Below are 19,180 nucleotides of genomic sequence, written 5' to 3'. Positions count from 1 at the left end.
CTTAATAGTCTTCAATACTAACTATTGAACTATTCTTCCAGTCTAATATCCAAACCTAGTCCCTTAAGTTCGTGCATTAAAACGTTGAAAGATTCTGGTAAACCAGGCTCTGGCATTGTTTCTCCCTTAACTATGGATTCATAAGTCTTAGCCCTTCCGATTACATCATCGGACTTAACTGTAAGTATCTCACGTAAAGTTGCAGATGCACCATAAGCTTCTAATGCCCAAACCTCCATTTCACCAAATCTCTGACCACCAAACTGAGCTTTACCACCCAATGGTTGTTGTGTAATTAGAGAGTATGGTCCAATTGAACGTGCGTGCATCTTATCATCTACCATGTGACCAAGTTTCAACATATAGATCACACCTACTGTTGCAGGTTGATCAAAACGTTGACCGGTTCCACCATCGAATAAGTAAGTATGTCCAAATCTTGGAATACCTGCGTCATCTGTATACTTGTTTATCTCTTCTAAAGTTGCCCCATCAAAAATTGGTGTAGCATACTTTCTTCCAAGCTTAAGACCAGCCCAACCTAAAACTGTTTCATAGATTTGACCAATATTCATACGAGAAGGTACACCTAACGGATTCAATACAATATCAACTGGTGTTCCATCTTCCAAGAAAGGCATGTCTTCGTGACGAACAATTCTTGAAACAATACCTTTGTTACCATGACGACCTGCCATTTTATCACCAACTTTAAGCTTACGCTTTTTGGCGATATACACCTTAGCAAGTTTCATAATACCAGCAGGCAATTCATCTCCAACAGATATAGTAAACTTATCTCTTCTTAAGTTACCTTGTAAATCGTTAAGCTTAATCTTATAGTTATGAAGAAGATCAGCTACCAATGCATTAGTATCTGCATCCGTTGTCCAACTACCACCTACTAAGTGAGCAAAATCATCAACAGAATTCAACATTTTCATTGAATACTTCTTACCCTTAGGTAATACTTCTTCACCTAAATCATTAAGAACACCTTGAGAGGTCTTACCATTTACTATAGTAAATAATTTCTCAACAAGAATATCTTTTAATTCTTGGAATTTCACTTCGTATTCCAATTCTAATTTAGATAGTTCTTCTTTATCTTCAGAACGTTTTCTCTTATCCTTTACTGATCTAGAGAATAATTTCTTATCAATAACAACACCTCTTAAAGAAGGTGATGCTTTTAATGAAGCATCTTTTACATCACCAGCTTTGTCACCAAATATGGCACGTAATAATTTTTCTTCAGGAGTTGGATCAGACTCACCTTTTGGTGTAATCTTACCAATTAGAATATCACCAGGCTTAACCTCTGCACCTATTCTAATCATACCATTTTCATCTAGGTCTTTTGTAGCCTCTTCAGAAACGTTAGGTATATCATGTGTAAGTTCTTCCGCTCCTAATTTAGTATCCCTAACTTCTAGAGAATACTCATCAACATGAATAGATGTAAAAATATCTTCACGTACAACTTTCTCCGAAATTACAATTGCATCCTCAAAGTTATACCCCTTCCATGGCATAAATGCAACGGTTAAGTTTCTACCTAATGCTAATTCTCCTTTTTCAGTTGCATAACCTTCACAAAGAACTTGTCCTTTCTTAACTCTATCACCTACTTGTACAATTGGCTTCAAGTTAATGTTGGTACCTTGGTTGGTTTTTCTAAACTTCACCAAGAAATAAGTCTTGCTATCTTCTTCGAAACTGATTAATCTTTCCTCATCAGTTCTATCATATTTGATAGTGATTTTTTGAGCATCAACATACTCAATAACCCCATCTCCTTCAGCATTGATCAATACTCTTGAATCTGAAGCAACTTGACGTTCAAGACCTGTACCAACAATTGGAGATTGTGGTTTCAACAAAGGAACTGCTTGACGCATCATGTTAGACCCCATCAAAGCCCTGTTTGCATCATCATGTTCCAAGAACGGAATCAAGGAAGCAGAAATTGAAGCAATTTGATTAGGAGCAACATCGGTATATTGAATTTCCGATGGATCCACAACTGGGAAATCACCTTCTTCCCTTGCAATTACTTTTTCCGCATCTATAGTACCATCTTCCTTCATTGGAATGTTAGCCTGAGCTATTTTCATTCCTTCTTCTTCCTCAGCACTTAAATAAGTATAGTTTTTGTAGTCTACTACTGAATTCTCCACTTTTCTATAAGGAGTTTCCAAGAAGCCCATTGGGTTTACTTTCGCAAACACCGACAATGAAGATATCAAACCAATGTTTGGACCTTCAGGAGTTTCAATAGGACATAAACGACCGTAGTGTGTATAGTGAACATCACGAACCTCAAAACCTGCACGCTCTCTTGATAAACCACCTGGACCTAATGCCGATAATCTTCTTTTGTGCGTAATCTCTGCCAATGGATTCGTTTGATCCATAAATTGAGATAATTGGTTCGTACCAAAGAAAGAATTAATTACTGAAGACAACGTCTTAGCATTAATCAAATCAATTGGTGTAAACACTTCATTATCACGAACGTTCATACGCTCACGTATTGTTCTTGCCATACGCGCAAGACCAACACCAAACTGAGAAGATAATTGTTCACCTACAGTTCTTACACGACGGTTAGATAAGTGATCAATATCATCAATTTCAGCTTTTGAGTTTATTAACTCAATTAAATATTTTATAATAGTTATGATATCTTCTTTAGTCAAGACTTGCTTGTCCATTCCAATATCCAACTGTAATTTTTTGTTCATTCTATAACGACCAACTTCACCTAAGTTATAACGTTGATCAGAAAAGAATAATTTATCAATAATACCACGTGCCGTTTCCTCATCTGGCGGCTCCGCATTACGTAATTGACGATAGATATGCTCAACGGCTTCTTTTTCAGAATTCGTTGGATCTTTCTGTAGTGTATTGTGAATTATAGCATAATCCGACTGAGCATTATTCTCTTTATGTAAAAGAATAGTTTTTACATCGGCATCAATAATTTCAGCTATGTGTTCCTTTTCTAAAATAGTATCACGGTCAAGAACAATCTCATTACGCTCAATAGATACTACTTCACCAGTATCCTCATCAACAAAATCCTCATGCCAAGTGTTCAATACTCTTGCCGCTAATTTACGACCTAGTACTTTTTTAAGACCGGCATTAGAAACCTTCACCTCTTCAGAAAGGTCAAAAATCTCTAATATATCCTTATCACGTTCAAAGCCAATAGCTCTAAACAAAGTAGTAACCGGTAATTTTTTCTTTCTATCGATATAAGCATACATTACGCCGTTGATATCGGTAGCAAATTCTATCCAAGATCCTTTAAAAGGAATTACTCTTGCAGAATATAATTTTGTCCCGTTTGCATGGAAAGACTGACCAAAGAAAACCCCTGGAGATCTATGCAATTGAGAAACTACAACTCTCTCAGCACCATTGATAACAAAAGTACCACTAGGTGTCATGTAAGGAATTGTACCTAAGTAAACATCTTGTACAATAGTTTCAAAGTCTTCATGCTCTGGGTCTGTACAATATAATTTTAAACGAGCTTTTAAGGGAACGCTATAAGTAAGACCACGCTCTATACATTCTTGGATAGAATATCTAGGTGGGTCTATGAAATAATCAAGGAATTCCAATACAAACTGATTTCTGGTATCAGTAATTGGGAAATTTTCCATGAAGGTGTTATAAAGACCTTCATTACCTCTTTCATCTGATTTAGTCTCAAGTTGAAAAAAGTCTTGGAAAGATTTAATCTGAATATCTAAGAAATCCGGATAGTCCGGTGTGTTTCTTGCAGAAGCAAAGCTTATTCTTTCAGTATTATTTGTGAACATCTACGGACAGTGTTTTGATCGTGAGTACTAGTTGGGTTGTATACCTCTTAATATACCTAATTCTATAAAAAGGCTTAGGTCTAAACGCAAAAAGCGCAAAGACCTAAACCAAAAGTAATATGGTTGTTGCTATTATTTAAGCTCAACTTCTGCTCCAGCTTCTTCCAATGATTTTTTGATACCTTCAGCTTCGTCTTTAGTAACACCTTCCTTAACAGCTTTTGGTGCGCTATCAACGATATCTTTAGCATCTTTTAATCCTAAACCAGTTAATTCCTTAACTAATTTTACAACTGCTAACTTAGAAGCACCTGCTGCTTTCAAAATAACATCGAATTCAGTTTTTTCCTCTGCTGCTTCCCCAGCTTCACCACCACCACCGGCAGCTACTGCTACTGCTGCTGCTGCAGGCTCAATACCGTACTCTTCTTTTAATATATCAGCTAACTCGTTTACTTCTTTAACTGTCAAGTTAACTAATTGTTCTGCGAAATCTTTTAAATCTGCCATTTTCTATCGTTTAATAAAATTTTTAAAATATACTTAGTTTATTGTGCGTACTTATTTTTCAGATAATGTTTTAAGGATACCAGCGATTTTACCACCACCAGACTTAAGTCCAGAAATAACATTTTTGGCTGGAGATTGTAACAATCCGATAATCTCACCAATCATCTCTTCTTTAGACTTAATGCTTACTAACGCATCCAAGTTCTCATCACCTATGTAAATTGCTTCTTCAACAAAAGCTCCTTTTAATAAAGGTTTATTAGATTTTTTTCTAAAATTCTTTATCAATTTTGCCGGAGCGTTGGCTACATCTGAAAACATTAAAGAAGTATTTCCTTTTAACGTTTCAGGTAATTCACCAAATTCTTTTTCAGAAGCCTCCATTGCTTTAGCAAGCAATGTGTTTTTAACTACAGCCAGTCTAATATTAGCTTTGAAACAAGCTCTTCTTAAATCAGAAGTTGTACCTGCATCTAAACCAGAAATATCAGCCACATAAATAGTGGCACTATCTGCCAACTGCGTAGTCAAATCTTTTATAACCGTTGCCTTTTCTTCTCTTGTCATACTATTAATTTTTAACTACCAGCTGTTAAACTGACTTTGGATCTAATTGCAAACTAGGACTCATAGTGCTAGACATGAAAATAGTTTTCATGTAAACACCTTTTGCCGCAGTTGGCTTCATCTTATTCAAAGTATCTAACAACTCCTTAGCATTATCCGCTATTTTATCAGCGGAAAAAGAAGCCTTACCTATCGCAGCATGTACGATACCCGTTTTATCAACTTTAAAATCTATTTTACCTGCTTTAACTTCAGATACAGCCTTTGCTACATCCATAGTTACAGTACCTGTTTTTGGATTAGGCATTAAACCTCTAGGCCCTAATACACGACCTAACGGTCCTAATTTACCCATTACGCTTGGCATTGTGATAATAACATCAACATCTGTCCAACCGCCTTTAATTTTTTCCAAATACTCATCTAACCCAACATAATCAGCACCTGCTTCTTGAGCCTCCGCTTCTTTATCTGGGGTTACCAAAGCCAAAACCTTTACATCTTTACCAGTTCCATGAGGTAATGTTACCACACCACGAACCATTTGATTAGCTTTTCTTGGATCTACACCCAAACGAACCGCTAAATCTACTGATGCATCAAACTTTGTATTGGTAATTTCTTTTATTAAAGCAGAAGCTTCTGTAACAGAGTATAGTTTATCTTTCTCTATTTTAGAATGCGCCTCCTTTTGCTTCTTCGTTAACTTTGCCATTTAATTACTTTTAAGATTTTAAAAAGGTCTTTTACCAGCTACCTTCATACCCATTGAACGTGCAGTACCAGCAATCATACTCATTGCCGATTCAACTGTAAACGCATTAAGGTCAACCATTTTATCTTCGGCTATCGCCTTGATTTGGTCCCAGGTAACACTACCTAATTTTACTCTGTTAGGTTCGCCAGATCCTTTTTTAATCTTAGCCGCTTCCAATAGCTGAATTGCCGCCGGTGGTGTTTTTACAACGAAGTCGAAAGACTTATCTTTGTAAACGGTGATAACAACTGGTAATACTTTACCTGGTTTATCCTGCGTACGAGCGTTGAACTGCTTACAGAATTCCATAATGTTAACACCAGCAGCACCTAAGGCGGGTCCAACCGGTGGCGATGGATTCGCTGCACCTCCCCTAACTTGTAGTTTAACTACTTTACCTACTTCTTTTGCCATTGTTTAAAATTAAATTAAAAGCGTGTTTACGGAAGCAACACTACTTTAATTATATGTATGTAACACTTAATCTAAATACTTAAATCTTCTCTACTTGCATATAGCTAAGCTCCAATGGTGTTTTTCTACCAAAAATCTTAACCATAACCTCTAGCTTGCGTTTTTCTTCGTTAATTTTCTCAACAGTTCCATTGAAGCCATTAAAAGGACCATCAATTACCTTAACCGTTTCACCAAAAACAAATGGAATTGCAACACTATCTGTATTCACAGCTAACTCATCTACCTTACCAAGCATACGGTTAACCTCATTTTTTCTCAAAGGAACGGGATCTCCCCCTTTAGTTTCCCCTAAAAACCCAATAACATTGGTTATTGAACGTATGATATGCACCATCTCCCCACCTAAATTGGCTTTGATCATGATATACCCAGGAAAATAAACCCTTTCTTTATTAATTTTCTTGCCGTTTCTAATCTGAACTACCTTTTCAGTAGGAACAAGAACATCCTCTAAATAGTCTGAAAAACCATGACGCTCTACTTCACTTTCAATGTATCCTTTGATTTTATTCTCTTGACCACTTACAGCTCGAACAACGTACCATTTTTTCTCTAAAACCTCTGACATAGTCCTATTAGTTTAAAACGTAGTTGAAATATGCTTTTATCACCTTACTAAAGACCGTATCTACACCCCAAGTAGCCAAAGCAAAAAGGATAGAAAACACAGCTACAACAACCATCAAATTAGATGATTCTGCACGTGAAGGAAGAGTAACATTATTCCTTAACTCTTCAACGGATTCTTTTATATATGTGAACATTTAAATACTGTTTTACAATTTCAACAAATAGGATTATTCATCCAAATTCTATTGTGCACGGGAGGAGAGACTCGAACTCCCGACACCTGGTTTTGGAGACCAGTGCTCTACCAACTGAGCTACACCCGTATGAACGGTGAACCAAATCACCAATTCTATTATTTGCATGTAAAGGTGTCCCGCTTGAGCAGAACACCCTTATACACAATACTCTTTTAAGACTAAATTAATCTATAATCTTAGTAACCTGACCAGCACCTACTGTTCTACCACCTTCACGGATAGCGAAACGTAAACCTACGCTTAATGCGATTGGCTGAATCAACTCAACTGTAATCGTAAGGTTATCACCCGGCATTACCATTTCAACTCCAGAAGGTAAAGAAATGTTACCTGTCACGTCAGTAGTTCTTACGTAGAACTGTGGACGATAGTTATTATGGAATGGTGTGTGACGACCACCTTCTTCTTTTTTCAATACGTAAACCTCAGCTTCAAATTTAGCATGTGGCTTTACAGAACCTGGCTTACAGATTACCATTCCACGGCTAATTTGAGATTTTTCAATACCTCTTAACAAGATACCTACGTTATCACCAGCTTCACCTCTATCTAATATTTTACGGAACATTTCAACCCCAGTAATAGTAGAGTTCAATTTCTCAGCACCCATACCAATAATCTCAACAGGATCACCAGTGTTTGCAATACCAGTTTCTATACGACCAGTAGCAACAGTACCACGACCAGTAATAGTAAATACATCTTCAACCGGCATTAAGAAATCCTTATCAACATCTCTAGCAGGAAGTTCGATCCAGTTATCAACAGCTTCCATCAACTCCATAACCGTATCAACCCATTTTTGCTCACCGTTCAATGCACCTAATGCAGAACCAGCGATCACAGGACCATTATCACCATCATACTCATAGAAAGAAAGTAATTCTCTTACTTCCATCTCTACCAATTCGATCAACTCAGCATCATCAACCATATCCACTTTGTTCATGAATACAACGATTCTTGGAATACCTACCTGACGACCTAAAAGGATGTGCTCACGAGTTTGTGGCATAGGACCATCCGTAGCAGCAACAACCAAAATAGCACCGTCCATCTGAGCAGCACCAGTAACCATGTTCTTTACATAATCCGCGTGACCAGGACAGTCAACGTGTGCATAGTGACGGTTAGCTGTAGAATACTCTACGTGAGAAGTGTTAATTGTAATACCTCTTTCTTTTTCCTCAGGAGCGTTATCGATAGAATCGAAACTTCTCAATTCAGAAAGACCTGCATTTGCCAAAACAGTAGTAATAGCAGCAGTCAATGTAGTTTTACCGTGATCCACGTGTCCAATAGTACCTATATTTAAGTGCGGTTTGGAACGATCGAAAGTTTCCTTTGCCATGTTTAATGTATTTTAATCTTAGTTTATATTAGTGTACAAATTTATACCTTAATTGAGCCAATGACGAGATTTGAACTCGTGACCTCTTCCTTACCAAGGAAACGCTCTACCCCTGAGCTACACCGGCGTAAAGTGTTGAATCTACCAAATAGCAGATTCCTGCCTTCGCAGGAATGACATTTCTGTCAAAATTTATAGAGCGGGAGACCGGGTTCGAACCGGCGACATTCAGCTTGGAAGGCTGACGCTCTACCAACTGAGCTACTCCCGCTTATAATATTACAATATTTCAATAAAATCCTTCAAGTAAAAAGTTTTGTGGGGAGAGCAGGATTCGAACCTGCGAAGACGTAGTCAGCAGATTTACAGTCTGCCCTCGTTGGCCGCTTGAGTATCTCCCCTCAAACTATTATTTTAAAGAACTTCAGAGCCGATGGAGGGACTCGAACCCACGACCTGCTGATTACAAATCAGCTGCTCTAGCCAGCTGAGCTACATCGGCTTATTTCACGACTTTTTCCGTCATAAAAAAGCCCGCTATTTCTAACGGACTGCAAATGTATAGTATTTTTTATTTATTCAAAACAAATTTTGAAAAATTTTTCTCAAACTTGTAATCTTAATTTCTGCTTTTGTTTTATTAGCCTGCGTTCCAGCGAACTACAAGCTGAATCCACAGCCTCCTCAAATGACTTACATTGCTTTTTTACCACAAATTTATCTTTAGGTACAGAAATCTTAATCTCAACTATCTTATTCTCCTTTGCACTCGTATTTTCCACTTTCATATAAACATCAGAGCTAATCACCTTAGAATAAAAGGTTTCCACCTTATCAAGTCTGTTTTGAAGAAAATTTATCAATTTTCTGTCTGCATTAAAATTTACCGATTGCGTATTTACTTTCATAGTCAGGAAATTTATAGGCCTTAAGAATTTAGCCAGATTAAACATTTATTTTTTATTTCCCCTTGGATGAGCTTTAGCATGCACTTTCTTTAATTCAGCAATACTATTATGCGTATATACCTGGGTTGATGCCAGACTAGAATGACCCAATAATTCTTTGACCGCATTTAAATCTGCACCTTTGTTCAAAAGATGTGTTGCAAACGTATGCCTAAGAATATGCGGACTCGTTTTCACCTTTGAGGAAACCTCTCTAAAATACTTTTTTATTAATCTATAAACAAGTGTTTCATATAATTTATTACCTGACAAAGTCAAAAACATATATGAACCGTCATTAATTTCCTTTAAATCCTTTCTGTTATCCAAATAAATCTTAAACTTTTCCTTTGTTTCCAAAAGCATTGGCACAAGTCGCTCTTTATTTCTTTTCCCCAGCACCTTTATGGTCATATTCGCAAAATCTACATCTGACACTTTTAAAGAAATAACCTCTGCCCTACGCATACCGGTAACATAAAGAACATGTATTAATAATTCATCCCGCACCCCTTCAAAATCATCTGCATATTCAATTTCAGATAATACTTTCCCCATCTCAAGCTCAGAAAAAGGAATCTCTATCTTTTTTGCTGTCTTTAATGCTCTGTGCATACTCAAAGGACTAACAGTAGTCACATCAATTTTTTGAAGGAATTTAAAATACGCCTTCAATGATGAAATTTTCCTATTTATTGTCCTATTATCAATCTGCTTTTCAGACAATTCTACTATCCAATGACGAATTAAAACATATTCTACCGTATCAATATCTTCAATCTCATAATTGGCCCCACAAAAATTCTTAAACTCCAGAACATCATTTTGGTACGCCTTAACCGTATGTGCAGAGTATTTTTTCTCTAATGTGAGGTATGATATAAATTCTGATAAATACATTACCTAAAGGTATCAAAGTTTTAAATTACTTGATTATGGAGCAAAAAAAATCCCGCAAATTGCGGGATTTTTATTTTCTAAAACAAAGCCTAAACTTCTTCTTGATCTCTTAGACCTTGAATATATTCTGCTTTTTGTATCTGTGCTCTACGCTCAACTGAAGGTTTTGTGAACTGTTGACGCTTACGCAACTGTCTCATTGTACCTGTCTTATCAAACTTACGCTTGAAACGCTTTAAAGCTCTATCGATGTTTTCTCCTTCTTTTACTGGTATTATTAACATGGGCTACAACCTCCTTTCTTTATGATTAAGGCTGCAAATATACTAACTATATTTAAATGGGCAACCTTTAAACTATAAAATTTCCAGAACTAAACCGTAGCCGGCTTATATTCTTTCTTATCAATGATAATCTTAGAAATTATTTCCCTTAATATTTCAGATGTTCCACCACCAATAGGTCCTAACCTGCTGTCTCTAAAATTTCGTGCCATGGGGTAGTCCTCAATATACCCGTAACCACCTAAAAATTGCAAACACTCATAAGCAACCTCATCTGCAACCTTTGTGGATTTCAATTTTGAAATAGTGGCTTCTTTCACCACATATTGTCCCTTATCCAATTTATAGGCTACAGAGTAATTATACTCTTTACACATATCTATATCCGCATAAAGATCAACTACCCTATGCCTTAACGCTTGAAATTGATTGATAGGTTTACCAAACGCCTCTCTTTCTGACATATAATTCAATGCATACTCCAAAACATGCTCAGAACGGGCATGGGCATTTACCCCCATGATCAACCTTTCTAATGAAAAGTGCTCCATTATATAAGAAAAGCCCATATTTTCAACACCCATTAAATTCTCAACAGGTATTTTAACATTATCAAAAGCCAATTCTGCAGTATCGGATGCTCGCCAACCCAGTTTATTCAACTTATTAGCCGTTACACCTTCACTGTTTCTATCTACTGCAAATATGCTTATTCCTTTATTCCCTAATTCAGGATTTGTTTTAGCCGCAACAATCATATAATCCGCATAAACCCCATTAGTAATAAAGGTCTTAGAACCATTTAAAACATAATGATCACCTTTTTTAATTGCAGTTGTTCTCATTGCAGCTACATCACTACCACCAAAAGGTTCAGATATACATAAACAGCCAATTTTATCACCATCTACACTTGGACGCAGATATTTTTCCTTTAAAAAAGAATCTGCCTCTTTGTTCAAGTGGGTCATTGCCAAATATGCATGTGCCCATATTGCCGCCGCAAATCCTCCAGAATTAATTTTCTGAAGTTCCTCTAACAGTATAATAGTATAAAAGAGATCAAGTCCAAGTCCACCATCTTCTTCAGGAGTTGCCAAACCAAAATAGCCCATATCCCCAAACTTCTTCCAAATAAACCTTTCTATAGTCCCTGTTTCTTCCCACTTGTCTATATGGGGAACTACTTCTTTTTGTAAAAAATCTTTAAGGCTGGCCCTAAATAATTGATGTTCTTCGGTGAAGTACATACTTTGCATAGCGTTATTTTTATAATGACAAATATAAGGCAATTCTATCAATACGCTCTATAGGAAAATTTTCTATTTTTGATAATTCGTTCAAAGAATTGATACTTCCGTTGAGATTACGATAATTTACAATGCTTTCTGATACGTGTTTTTGAAGATATATCAATTTTGACAATTCTGAAGCAGTTGCAATATTTACGTTAATTTTTACGATTTTTGGTTTACTGATCACCCTAAACTCTTTCAAAGTTCTTTTTACCACATCTTTTTCAAGACCATAAACATCATACAGTTGCTCATCGATTAAAAAACCACCCAACCTATCTCTAAATTTTATAATCCTAGCAGACAATTTCTCACCAATTCCACTTATTTTCTGCAAGTCTTGAGCAGTAACAGTGTTCAAATCCTTCAAAATAACTTTATGGACCTTTTCAGATATAATAGACCTAGACTCATGGGTAGATTTTGGTTTAGCATTTTGTGTCCATTCCGGAAACTTGAAATCCTTAGAGATTACATTTAATAAGGAATCTGAAACCTTGGTAACCTCCTGAAACTCTTCCGCTGAATTCACAAACTTATTTCGCTTTCTATAATCATGTAGCCTATCAATCTCTTCTATTGTCATACCAAGAGAATATCCTTTAAAATCAGTAATAAAATTAGGATTAAATGGGTAGACACGCTCCTTATTATTCTTTGCTGCTATGGTTTTTAGAGAATCTACCTGGACCTGAAGGGAATTTTCTAAAATTAAAGGACCTGACACTTTTGAAGAATAGGATCTGTAGACATAGTAACCTATTTGAACAAGGATAAGCAATAACAACAAAAAGAAAATCCCACTTCGTTCTTGTTTATTCAACTTGAAGTGGGATTTGAGATTTTTCAAAATCTATATAAATATTAGTACACCTTTCTAATGGCTGTCAAATACCTATCAAAACTCTTCTTAACCTTAGGGAAAAGGATAAGCAGACCTATCATATTTGGAAATACCAATGCCAGAATCATAGCATCTGAAAACTTGATTACAGCGTCTAGCGTTGCTGCCGCACCAATAACCACGAACATTAAGAAAAGAACCTTATAAACGATATCTGCAGTTTTCCCTCTTCCAAACAAATATTTCCAAGATTGAAGTCCGTAATAAGACCAAGATATCATTGTTGAAAAGGCAAATAGTATAATTGCAATGGTAAGTACATATCTAAACCCAGGTATTACAGAGTCATATGCCATTGAAGTTAAGTCCACACCACCAACATATGCTCCAGTATCATTTAACATTACGGTACTACCAATACCATTACCATAATCAAAAGCACCGGCATCCATATTAAAGAAAATGATCACTAACGCGGTCATGGTACAAATGACCACGGTATCAATAAACGGTTCCAATAACGCTACTATACCTTCACTTGCCGGATATCTTGTCTTTACCGCCGAGTGTGCTATTGCAGCAGACCCTGCACCAGCCTCATTAGAGAAAGCCGCTCTTTGAAAACCTACAATGATAACCCCAATAATACCACCAATTGCAGCATCTGGAGAAAACGCACCAGCGAAAATCATCCCGAACGCATCACCTATATACTTTATGTTTGCAAATATGATTACCAAAGAAGCCAATACATAAATACCTGCCATAAAAGGAACTATCTTTTCTGTAACACTGGCAATCTTTTTAATTCCTCCAATGATTACAATACCTACCAATACCGCAAGTATTACTCCAATAATTACACCTGTAGCCCCACCTTCTAAATTTAACATTGAAGTCAATTGTACGGCAGCTTGATTAGATTGAAAAGCGTTACCACCACCAAAAGATGCACCCACACATAGCACAGCGAAGATACCGGCTAATATTTTACCTAAAAACTTAAAGTTACTTTCACTAAGTCCACGCGACAAATAGTACATTGGACCACCGTAAACAGTGCCATCAGGACCTACATCACGATATTTAACCCCTAAAGTACATTCTACAAATTTCGTTGACATACCAATAAGTCCGCAAGCGATCATCCAAAATGTTGCCCCAGGACCACCCAAAGCAATTGCTACGGCAACCCCCGCTATATTACCCAGACCTACTGTACCAGAAACAGCAGTTGCCAAAGCTTGAAAGTGACTTACCTCACCCTCTTCACTTTCGTCTCTAATAGTATCAGGTATATCACCATCTTCGGTCATATGCTGCTGAACTTTTTCCAGCCCGTATTTTTCAATTTCCTCATATTTACCCCTTACAACATTAATTGCCAATGGAAATTTAGTTATACCCGGAAATTTGAAATAAATGGTAAAAAAGGTAGCTCCTGCTATTAAAAGAATCAATACAATTGGTATGTTATACCCAGCAATTGGAATAGAAGTCAATACTGTAGCTTCCCACCATGTTGCAAAAGGCATAAAGGCGTCATTTACTTTTTCATCCAAACCTTTTTCTTGTGCAATTGAAAGAAATGGTATTAACAGTGTTAATAGAGTTAGAAGTCTATACTTCATAAGTTTTAAAATTTTTGAATTAGTCAGTTAGTCTAGCAATATCCTAAAAATAATGGATGCAATCAAATATATATGATAGAAAGATGATTATTCTATATGGAACATCTCATTTAATTTTTTAATTTGTTCTGGTCTTCCCAGCACAATGACCTTACTTTTTGGTTGCAGTTCCATATCCGCTTCTGGGTTGATGATATAATTGCCATCAGGTGATATGTAACCTATTATGGTACATCCTGTTTTTCTTCTTAAATCCAAATCCCTTAAAGAGTTACATTCTATTTGATCCGAAAAATCTTCTATTGCCACTTCCTCTAGGTTAGTAGTATTTTCACCTTCTGTAGAAAGCTTGTCCATAAATGTTATTAAATCTGGCATCACTACTAAGGATGCCATATGGTCTCCACCTATTTTATCTGGCATAATTACTTTATTAGCACCTGCCAAAAACAATTTTTTCTGAGAATTCACTAAAGAAGCTCTGCTTATAATGAACAGATTTTTCTTCATTTGCCTTGCCGATAAAACTACAAACAGATTAGCTGCATCATCAGGTAATGTTGCTATTAAAAATTTTGCTCGCTCTATACCTGCCTGCAATAGCACATCATCATCATTTGCATCGCCTTCAATAAACAATACGTCATCTTCAAACCTTTCTATTATCTCCTTATCTTTTTCTATTACCACAAAAGGTCGCCTATACGCCTTTAATTTTTCTGCCGCTTGCATTCCATTTCGCCCAAAACCACAGACGATCACATGCTGATTTAAATTTTCGATAGCATTCTTCATTTTCTTCTTTTTAAGCAGTTCTACTGAATTTCTGGAAAGTAGGTATTCGGTGACTATTGATATTGCAAAACCAACTATAAATACACTTGTAACTATAAGAATTATTGTAAAGATTTTGCCTTCTGGTCCCATAGGCCTTACTTCGGAAAACCCTACAGTGGTGACCGTAATTATAGTCATATAAAAAGCATCTACCCAACTATAATCTGCAATAAACCTATAGCCCAACACACCAAAGGTCAAAACCATTAGCATTAATGTCAGTGCCAAATATATTTTAGACCGAAATAAGTTTATCATACATTACAGATCAAAGACTGAATTTCGTTTGGTATAAACAAGATCCTTAATTTTCAACCAAAAGGCGAGAAAAAGATAAAGAGCAAAACCAAAACCTACCGTTACAAAGGTCAGATAAATAAAAGAAGTTCTAACCACTCTTGCCCTTATACCCAAGCGCTCGGCAATTCTACCGCACACTTCGAATCCTCTTTTTTGAAAATAAAGCAATAATTTATAGAATACATTCATTGCGTATAAAATTAGACTTTTACATTCAATAAAGATGCACCTATGGCACAATCTAAACATTTATCTTTTGTACAGTAATTATTGTACAATTGAAGATAGGCTTGAGAATCTTTAGCACTAAAGATTGATGTTTCTAATTTATCAAAGTTAGCTATAATACTGTTTTCTTCCTTTTTAATTTTAGCCATCATTTTAAATAAACCTTCATTATCCTGAGCGCCCTTATACCTATTGTAAGCAAACTTTAAAGGTATTATGGTATTAATGATCAATAAATTTAAAAATGAATTTGATATTTTCTTTTTGCCTTTTTTAGAGTTCTTACCAAAATTATAATGGGTATCCCAATATTGAGAAGTACCTACTTTAAAATATTCCTGAAAATCTAACTCATTATTTTCAATCAATGTATGGAATAAATTATTATTCTCAGCATAAATGGCACTCAATTGGGCTAATCTTATGGTAGGAAAGTTCATTGGTCTAAGCCTAAAATATTCTGGGGACTTGAAAACCGGGATCAAATTAAACTTATGGCTCAGAAAAGTATATTCCTTTTTTAATTCATTTAAGTACTGATCATCATCTATAGCAACTTCCAATAAATTTGCCTGCCCTAAAAGCAAGCTTTCCATTTGAAATGGCTTTTTGTACAATTTTCTAATGATCGAAAAATCAATAGACTTGCCTATTTCAACAAATATTTCACGATTAATTTTTGACCCAAAAGATTTTAATAACATTAAAAATAAAACTTGTTCCCAGTTATTATTGGTATAGCACAATAATTCATTAATGTAGACCGATTTTTGTTCCAAACGCTCTATAAACAAGCGATCTAACCAATTATTCCTTATAAATCCGTCAACCGTGTCAAAATCATTTTCACAGTTTATGAACCTATGGTTTTTAACATTGAACAATTTTTGATAATTCTCCAGCACTTGCACAGGAATATAGTTCTTAAGGGAAAGTGTTGGTATTTGACCTCCATCTTTTCTATATACACCTATATCATCTTCCCATACTACATGTAAAATTACATTATCATAATTACGATCTTCTTGATGGTTATGCGCATACCAGTCTGATGATTTTACATGTATCTCAACATTACCTGCCCACAATTGACCATTCAATTCTATTTGCGCGTTAAAAAAATCAGGACCACTTAAATGATTATGGATCCCTGCAGACTTTATGTAAACGGGTTCATTAGATGTAGTTTCTAATCCATTTACTGGATATTTTTTGTACTTCCATATAAAATGAAGCAAATCTTCCTTCATTTCATAAAAATAAAAAACCCGCTGTAAAGCGGGCATATTTTCTTAAAGAAATAAAATTAAGCGGTTTCACCTTCCCAATTCATAAATCCGCCTTGAAGATTAAAAGCCTTATCAAAACCTAAATTCTTCATAATTGCACAAGCTTGACCACTTCTATTACCAGACCTACAATACACATAATAATTTTTGGTCTTATCTAACTTCTCAAGTTCAGCCACAAACTCTTGTCCTTTATAGATATCTATATTAATTGAATTAGGAATTATACCTTCCTCTACTTCTTCTTCTGTTCTTACATCGAGAATTATTGCATTAGAATCATTCTCCAATTGCTCTTCCCATTCTTGTTGTGATAAATCTGCCATAGTGTAAATTATATACCGTAAAAATAATCGATTTTTATTTATTTATACCTCACAACTATTTTTAACAAAAAATTAATCTGAACAATCACTAATCCTAACAAAATAACTATACATTTGTATATACAATTATTGTACACACATGAATGTAGAGGAAATTTTAAAAACAAACAAAAAAATGCCGTTGGCCAAACGGACATTAATTCATGTAGCTCTGGTAGCCAATAAACTAAATGAGGAAGTTTCTATGGTGTTGAAGCCATTTGACATTTCGGTTCAGCAGTTTAATGTACTAAGAATATTAAGAGGGCAAAATGGAAAACCTGCAAATCTTTCTACCATTAATGAGCGAATGGTTACTAAAATGAGTAACACTACCCGCTTAGTAGATAAGCTAATTTTAAAGGGGTATGTTAACAGAACCGTATGCGAAAAAAATAGAAGAAAAGTAGAAATTGTAATTACCGAAGATGGATTGAACATATTAAAACAAATTGATGGAATACTTTTTGAAGCAGAAGAAAATATGCTTAAAAATTTTACAGAAGAAGAGTTACATCAATTCAATGAATTATTAGATAAATTTTAAGCACAACTATGAATACGATATTAAATAAATTAAACTGGCGCTATGCCACTAAAAAATTCGATAGCTCTAAACAAGTTAGTAAGGCTGATCTAGACACTTTACTAGAAGGGGCAAAACTAACAGCCTCCTCTTATGGTTTACAACCTTATGAAATTTATGTTATTAAAAATGATAATATTAGACAAGAGTTAAGAAAAGCTTCATACAACCAACCACAAATTACCGATTCATCTTACCTTTTCGTTCTTGCTAACAAATCTAATTTTGACGAAGCATTAATTGACGATTATATAGATAATATCATAAGCACTAGAGGGGTTACAAAAGAAGATCTTGAGGGGTATTCCCAAAGTATGAAATCTGCACTATTAGACCTACCTAATGACGATAAAAATAAATGGTCATCTAACCAAGCATATATTGTGTTAGGAAACTTAATGACCCTTGCTGCAGAAATGGAAATAGATACTTGCCCAATGGAAGGTTTTAATAAAGAACAGTATAATAAAATTTTGGGCTTAACCAAAAAAGGTCTAAACGCAGCAGTAGTTTTAGCTGTCGGTTATAGATCAACCGAAGACGATACGCAACACTACCCAAAGGTGAGATATTCACAAGAACAAATAATTACACACATATAAATTAAACACAATCATTTAAAATTAGAAACATGAAAAAATCATTATTAAGTTTAGTATTCGTAGCAGTTTTTGGCTTCTCTGCAACCGCTACCACCCCAATTGATGGCGAAAAGAAAGAAGTAAAAGTCAGCGAAAGTAAAATTACCTGGAAAGGATATAAGGTTACTGGTTCACATGATGGAAACATTAATCTAAAATCTGGTCACTTAGAAATGAAGGGCAAAAAATTAGTTGGTGGAGAATTCGTAGTTGATATGACTTCTATAGTTGTTACCGACCTAGAAGCAGGAAAAGGAAAAGAAAAATTAGAGGGACACTTGAAGTCTGCAGATTTCTTTGGTGTTGAAAGTAACCCAACTTCTAAATTGGTTTTTACTTCGGTTAAACCCATGAACGATAACTCATATACGGTAACCGGTGACCTTACAATTAAAGGAATTACCAAGCCTGTTACTTTAGTTGTATCTATGTTTGAAAATAAGGCTTCAGCTACGCTTAAAATAGATAGAACTAAATATGATATTAAATATGGCTCAGGAAGCTTTTTTGATAATTTAGGTGACAAAGCTATTTATAATGACTTTGATTTAGTGGTAGATTTAGCACTATAAGCTTTAGATAGCTATAAAACTTGTGGAATTACAACAATTTAAAATCCCTTTGAGATATATTCAAAGGGATTTTTATTTTTGATAAGGTAAAGTTTGTAAGTTTAAATTTCCTTTTTATATTTGAACCTCAATG

Annotated in this window: 21 protein-coding genes and 5 tRNA genes; 3 read left to right on the top strand and 23 right to left on the bottom strand. The window is 35.3% G+C overall.

All coding sequences use genetic code 11. The features are described 5' to 3' along the window. Positions 1–29: 29 nt before the first annotated feature. The 23 genes from rpoB to CSC80_RS13105 all read right to left on the bottom strand — a co-directional run bounded on the left by rpoB (position 30) and on the right by CSC80_RS13105 (position 17,209). Positions 30–3,839: a DNA-directed RNA polymerase subunit beta gene (gene rpoB / locus CSC80_RS13215; protein WP_058106006.1), complete on the bottom strand. Its 3,810-nt coding sequence runs from the start codon at positions 3,837–3,839 to the stop codon at positions 30–32. A gap of 132 nt (positions 3,840–3,971) precedes the next feature. Continuing rightward, entirely contained in the window at positions 3,972–4,349 is a 378-nt protein-coding gene (gene rplL, locus CSC80_RS13210; RefSeq protein ID WP_058106005.1) for a 50S ribosomal protein L7/L12, read from the bottom strand. 51 nt (positions 4,350–4,400) lie between these two features. Further along, complete coding sequence (gene rplJ, locus CSC80_RS13205; protein ID WP_058106004.1) at positions 4,401–4,916, bottom strand: 50S ribosomal protein L10; 516 nt, start codon at positions 4,914–4,916, stop codon at positions 4,401–4,403. Positions 4,917–4,941: 25 nt separating this feature from the next. Further along, the gene (gene rplA, locus CSC80_RS13200; RefSeq protein WP_058106003.1) at positions 4,942–5,631 is read right to left on the bottom strand and encodes a 50S ribosomal protein L1; all 690 of its coding nucleotides are present in this window, start codon (positions 5,629–5,631) and stop codon (positions 4,942–4,944) included. An 18-nt stretch (positions 5,632–5,649) separates the two neighbouring features. After that, positions 5,650–6,087: a 50S ribosomal protein L11 gene (rplK, locus tag CSC80_RS13195; protein ID WP_058106002.1), complete on the bottom strand. Its 438-nt coding sequence runs from the start codon at positions 6,085–6,087 to the stop codon at positions 5,650–5,652. A gap of 79 nt (positions 6,088–6,166) precedes the next feature. Further along, on the bottom strand, positions 6,167–6,718 hold the full coding sequence (gene nusG / locus CSC80_RS13190) for a transcription termination/antitermination protein NusG (RefSeq protein ID WP_058106001.1): 552 nt from the start codon (positions 6,716–6,718) through the stop codon (positions 6,167–6,169). A 7-nt stretch (positions 6,719–6,725) separates the two neighbouring features. Further along, on the bottom strand, positions 6,726–6,914 hold the full coding sequence (secE, locus tag CSC80_RS13185) for a preprotein translocase subunit SecE (protein ID WP_058106000.1): 189 nt from the start codon (positions 6,912–6,914) through the stop codon (positions 6,726–6,728). Between the two features lie 56 nt (positions 6,915–6,970). Beyond that, a tRNA-Trp gene (locus tag CSC80_RS13180) sits at positions 6,971–7,043 on the bottom strand. 97 nt (positions 7,044–7,140) lie between these two features. After that, positions 7,141–8,328: an elongation factor Tu gene (gene tuf, locus CSC80_RS13175; protein ID WP_058105999.1), complete on the bottom strand. Its 1,188-nt coding sequence runs from the start codon at positions 8,326–8,328 to the stop codon at positions 7,141–7,143. Positions 8,329–8,383: 55 nt separating this feature from the next. Beyond that, a tRNA-Thr gene (locus CSC80_RS13170) sits at positions 8,384–8,455 on the bottom strand. A 71-nt stretch (positions 8,456–8,526) separates the two neighbouring features. Then, positions 8,527–8,599: transfer RNA gene (locus tag CSC80_RS13165), tRNA-Gly, on the bottom strand. Positions 8,600–8,647: 48 nt separating this feature from the next. Next, a tRNA-Tyr gene (locus CSC80_RS13160) sits at positions 8,648–8,729 on the bottom strand. A gap of 27 nt (positions 8,730–8,756) precedes the next feature. Next, positions 8,757–8,830, bottom strand: a tRNA-Thr gene (locus CSC80_RS13155). A gap of 103 nt (positions 8,831–8,933) precedes the next feature. Continuing rightward, positions 8,934–9,236 (bottom strand): ribosome-associated translation inhibitor RaiA, encoded by a 303-nt coding sequence (gene raiA, locus CSC80_RS13150; protein ID WP_058105998.1) that lies wholly within the window; start codon positions 9,234–9,236, stop codon positions 8,934–8,936. Between the two features lie 45 nt (positions 9,237–9,281). Then, the gene (locus tag CSC80_RS13145) at positions 9,282–10,175 is read right to left on the bottom strand and encodes a tyrosine-type recombinase/integrase (RefSeq protein WP_099192442.1); all 894 of its coding nucleotides are present in this window, start codon (positions 10,173–10,175) and stop codon (positions 9,282–9,284) included. 89 nt (positions 10,176–10,264) lie between these two features. Beyond that, complete coding sequence (gene rpsU, locus CSC80_RS13140) at positions 10,265–10,459, bottom strand: 30S ribosomal protein S21 (protein ID WP_058105996.1); 195 nt, start codon at positions 10,457–10,459, stop codon at positions 10,265–10,267. Positions 10,460–10,548: 89 nt separating this feature from the next. Then, positions 10,549–11,718: an acyl-CoA dehydrogenase family protein gene (locus tag CSC80_RS13135; RefSeq protein ID WP_099192440.1), complete on the bottom strand. Its 1,170-nt coding sequence runs from the start codon at positions 11,716–11,718 to the stop codon at positions 10,549–10,551. Between the two features lie 10 nt (positions 11,719–11,728). Further along, complete coding sequence (locus CSC80_RS13130) at positions 11,729–12,577, bottom strand: helix-hairpin-helix domain-containing protein (protein ID WP_236973390.1); 849 nt, start codon at positions 12,575–12,577, stop codon at positions 11,729–11,731. A gap of 41 nt (positions 12,578–12,618) precedes the next feature. Further along, positions 12,619–14,229, bottom strand: a complete 1,611-nt coding sequence (locus tag CSC80_RS13125; RefSeq protein ID WP_074669758.1) for an alanine/glycine:cation symporter family protein — start codon at positions 14,227–14,229, stop codon at positions 12,619–12,621. 87 nt (positions 14,230–14,316) lie between these two features. After that, positions 14,317–15,324 (bottom strand): potassium channel protein, encoded by a 1,008-nt coding sequence (locus CSC80_RS13120; protein WP_058105993.1) that lies wholly within the window; start codon positions 15,322–15,324, stop codon positions 14,317–14,319. Positions 15,325–15,327: 3 nt separating this feature from the next. Further along, a complete protein-coding gene (locus tag CSC80_RS13115; protein ID WP_058105992.1) occupies positions 15,328–15,555 on the bottom strand; it encodes a PspC domain-containing protein in 228 nt (75 codons plus the stop codon). Between the two features lie 11 nt (positions 15,556–15,566). Continuing rightward, positions 15,567–16,844, bottom strand: a complete 1,278-nt coding sequence (locus CSC80_RS13110; RefSeq protein ID WP_099192596.1) for a DUF2851 family protein — start codon at positions 16,842–16,844, stop codon at positions 15,567–15,569. Between the two features lie 56 nt (positions 16,845–16,900). Next, on the bottom strand, positions 16,901–17,209 hold the full coding sequence (locus CSC80_RS13105; RefSeq protein ID WP_099192436.1) for a rhodanese-like domain-containing protein: 309 nt from the start codon (positions 17,207–17,209) through the stop codon (positions 16,901–16,903). Positions 17,210–17,348: 139 nt separating this feature from the next. Between CSC80_RS13105 and CSC80_RS13100 the strand changes: the two genes are divergently transcribed. From CSC80_RS13100 to CSC80_RS13090, 3 genes are read left to right on the top strand one after another with little or no spacing between them, the layout of a single operon-like run. Then, positions 17,349–17,795 (top strand): MarR family transcriptional regulator, encoded by a 447-nt coding sequence (locus tag CSC80_RS13100; protein ID WP_058105990.1) that lies wholly within the window; start codon positions 17,349–17,351, stop codon positions 17,793–17,795. 8 nt (positions 17,796–17,803) lie between these two features. Further along, positions 17,804–18,436 (top strand): NAD(P)H-dependent oxidoreductase, encoded by a 633-nt coding sequence (locus CSC80_RS13095; RefSeq protein WP_099192434.1) that lies wholly within the window; start codon positions 17,804–17,806, stop codon positions 18,434–18,436. Positions 18,437–18,465: 29 nt separating this feature from the next. Continuing rightward, positions 18,466–19,047, top strand: a complete 582-nt coding sequence (locus CSC80_RS13090; RefSeq protein WP_180268621.1) for a YceI family protein — start codon at positions 18,466–18,468, stop codon at positions 19,045–19,047. The last annotated feature ends 133 nt before the right edge of the window (positions 19,048–19,180 follow it).

Origin of the sequence: Maribacter sp. 6B07 (assembly GCF_002700155.1) — a bacterium.
GTDB classification, from domain to species: domain Bacteria; phylum Bacteroidota; class Bacteroidia; order Flavobacteriales; family Flavobacteriaceae; genus Maribacter; species Maribacter dokdonensis.
Note: the sequence above shows the minus strand (reverse complement) of the source record. Positions and strands in the feature narration are given on the sequence as shown.

What these genes read in the sequence shown, in the direction of transcription:
- secE (WP_058106000.1), bottom strand. Translation starts at nt 6,914, where the DNA reads ATGTTCACATATATAAAAGAATCCGTTGAAGAGTTAAGGAATAATGTT.
- CSC80_RS13090 (WP_180268621.1), top strand. Translation starts at nt 18,466, where the DNA reads ATGAAAAAATCATTATTAAGTTTAGTATTCGTAGCAGTTTTTGGCTTC.
- rpsU (WP_058105996.1), bottom strand. Translation starts at nt 10,459, where the DNA reads ATGTTAATAATACCAGTAAAAGAAGGAGAAAACATCGATAGAGCTTTA.
- raiA (WP_058105998.1), bottom strand. Translation starts at nt 9,236, where the DNA reads ATGAAAGTAAATACGCAATCGGTAAATTTTAATGCAGACAGAAAATTG.
- CSC80_RS13100 (WP_058105990.1), top strand. Translation starts at nt 17,349, where the DNA reads ATGAATGTAGAGGAAATTTTAAAAACAAACAAAAAAATGCCGTTGGCC.
- rplA (WP_058106003.1), bottom strand. Translation starts at nt 5,631, where the DNA reads ATGGCAAAGTTAACGAAGAAGCAAAAGGAGGCGCATTCTAAAATAGAG.
- CSC80_RS13110 (WP_099192596.1), bottom strand. Translation starts at nt 16,844, where the DNA reads ATGAAGGAAGATTTGCTTCATTTTATATGGAAGTACAAAAAATATCCA.
- rplJ (WP_058106004.1), bottom strand. Translation starts at nt 4,916, where the DNA reads ATGACAAGAGAAGAAAAGGCAACGGTTATAAAAGATTTGACTACGCAG.
- rpoB (WP_058106006.1), bottom strand. Translation starts at nt 3,839, where the DNA reads ATGTTCACAAATAATACTGAAAGAATAAGCTTTGCTTCTGCAAGAAAC.
- rplL (WP_058106005.1), bottom strand. Translation starts at nt 4,349, where the DNA reads ATGGCAGATTTAAAAGATTTCGCAGAACAATTAGTTAACTTGACAGTT.
- CSC80_RS13095 (WP_099192434.1), top strand. Translation starts at nt 17,804, where the DNA reads ATGAATACGATATTAAATAAATTAAACTGGCGCTATGCCACTAAAAAA.
- rplK (WP_058106002.1), bottom strand. Translation starts at nt 6,087, where the DNA reads ATGGCAAAAGAAGTAGGTAAAGTAGTTAAACTACAAGTTAGGGGAGGT.
- nusG (WP_058106001.1), bottom strand. Translation starts at nt 6,718, where the DNA reads ATGTCAGAGGTTTTAGAGAAAAAATGGTACGTTGTTCGAGCTGTAAGT.
- CSC80_RS13125 (WP_074669758.1), bottom strand. Translation starts at nt 14,229, where the DNA reads ATGAAGTATAGACTTCTAACTCTATTAACACTGTTAATACCATTTCTT.
- CSC80_RS13135 (WP_099192440.1), bottom strand. Translation starts at nt 11,718, where the DNA reads ATGCAAAGTATGTACTTCACCGAAGAACATCAATTATTTAGGGCCAGC.
- CSC80_RS13120 (WP_058105993.1), bottom strand. Translation starts at nt 15,324, where the DNA reads ATGATAAACTTATTTCGGTCTAAAATATATTTGGCACTGACATTAATG.
- CSC80_RS13145 (WP_099192442.1), bottom strand. Translation starts at nt 10,175, where the DNA reads ATGTATTTATCAGAATTTATATCATACCTCACATTAGAGAAAAAATAC.
- CSC80_RS13105 (WP_099192436.1), bottom strand. Translation starts at nt 17,209, where the DNA reads ATGGCAGATTTATCACAACAAGAATGGGAAGAGCAATTGGAGAATGAT.
- tuf (WP_058105999.1), bottom strand. Translation starts at nt 8,328, where the DNA reads ATGGCAAAGGAAACTTTCGATCGTTCCAAACCGCACTTAAATATAGGT.
- CSC80_RS13115 (WP_058105992.1), bottom strand. Translation starts at nt 15,555, where the DNA reads ATGAATGTATTCTATAAATTATTGCTTTATTTTCAAAAAAGAGGATTC.